The following is a 1,289-nucleotide window of genomic DNA, read 5'->3' as shown; positions in this document are numbered from 1 at the left end:
GGCACAGTATGCGGCTCTTGGTTATGAAAGCGTACTGACTTCAGTTGATTGCCCCGAAAACATTGCCAATCATGATGAGCAGCAGGGACTTGATGAGCTAAAACGCTACATAGACAAAAAACTGGTTATTTTTGCCGGTCAGTCTGGCGTCGGTAAAAGCAGCTTAATTAATGCTTTACTACCTGATTCGGCGCAGAGCGTTAATATCATTTCTGAAAACTCAAAACTTGGTCAACATACCACGACGACCAGTCGTTTATTGCCATTTAATCCAGACGATCTTACTCAAGGCGGTATCGTCGACACGCCTGGCATTCGTGAATATGGTATCTGGCATTTAGATCCTGACGATATTATTTCAGGTTTTATTGAACTTGCGCCACTTGCAGGCGATTGCCAATTTCGTGACTGTCGTCACACTTATAACAGCAAAGGCTGCGCGCTATGGCAAGCGGTGGCTGATGGTAATGTGCTACAGCGCCGTGTTGAAAACCTTGTGACGTTACAAGCAGAAGCGGATACTAAGCCATACTAGTAGCCCTATTTATTGAATCAATACTATCAAAACATAGGTTGCTCCTTATACATTTACTATAGATGACCTAATCGGTATAATAGCGCCTTGTTCAAAATCATTGAGCTGTCTTCTCAGCTTAATAGAACGCTTATTTTTTGGAGGTTTGGTTTGGATCGTGCGCTTGAATTTGTGGGCAACCACCCGTTTTTATTTGGTATATTGGCCGTACTTGCCGTACTGTTTTTTACCATTGAAAACAAACGTAGCGGCAAAAAAGTGTCGCCCAATACCCTCGGCATGATGGTTAACTCTCAAAATGCGCAGCTTATTGATATTCGCGCCAAAAAGAAGTTTGCCACCGGCTATATCCAAGGCAGTCGTAATATTCCTTTTACTGAGCTCAAAGATCATTTAGATGAGATCCGCGCAATTGAACAGCCAGTGATCATCGTCTGTGATATGGGCGTACAAGCAGGCGCGGCTATCCAGATGATTGGTAAAGACAGCGTCTATCGCCTAGAAGGTGGTGTGGGTGGCTGGCAAGGAGCTGGCATGCCATTAGTAGGATTAAAAGATGCCAAACCTAAGAATAAAGGCAAAACTAAACCTAGCTTGCATAAGTAAGCTTGCTCTTGGTATGAATAAAAAGACATGACTTTTAGTTGTGTCTTTTTTTATGGAAACTTAGCTAATAAGCTCCTAACAGTGTTTTATGAGCTTTTATGACAAGCTGACTTGAATTTACTAACCTTACCCCCACTTTATAATGAGC

General features: G+C 42.6%; 2 protein-coding genes. Both read left to right on the top strand.

All coding sequences use genetic code 11. The features are described from left to right. The coding region (gene rsgA / locus ACS8FD_RS15040) for a ribosome small subunit-dependent GTPase A (protein WP_439276447.1) at positions 1-535 on the top strand (535 nt) is incomplete at its 5' end. A 150-nt stretch (positions 536-685) separates the two neighbouring features. Next, positions 686-1,141 carry a rhodanese-like domain-containing protein gene (locus ACS8FD_RS15035; protein ID WP_299219207.1) on the top strand — a complete coding sequence of 152 codons (456 nt, stop codon included), beginning with the start codon at positions 686-688 and terminating at the stop codon, positions 1,139-1,141. Positions 1,142-1,289 lie beyond the last annotated feature (148 nt).

This window comes from Psychrobacter sp. 1U2, assembly GCF_051847575.1.
The sequence above is the reverse complement of the archived record's forward strand: the minus strand, read 5'-3'. Positions and strand labels throughout refer to the sequence as shown.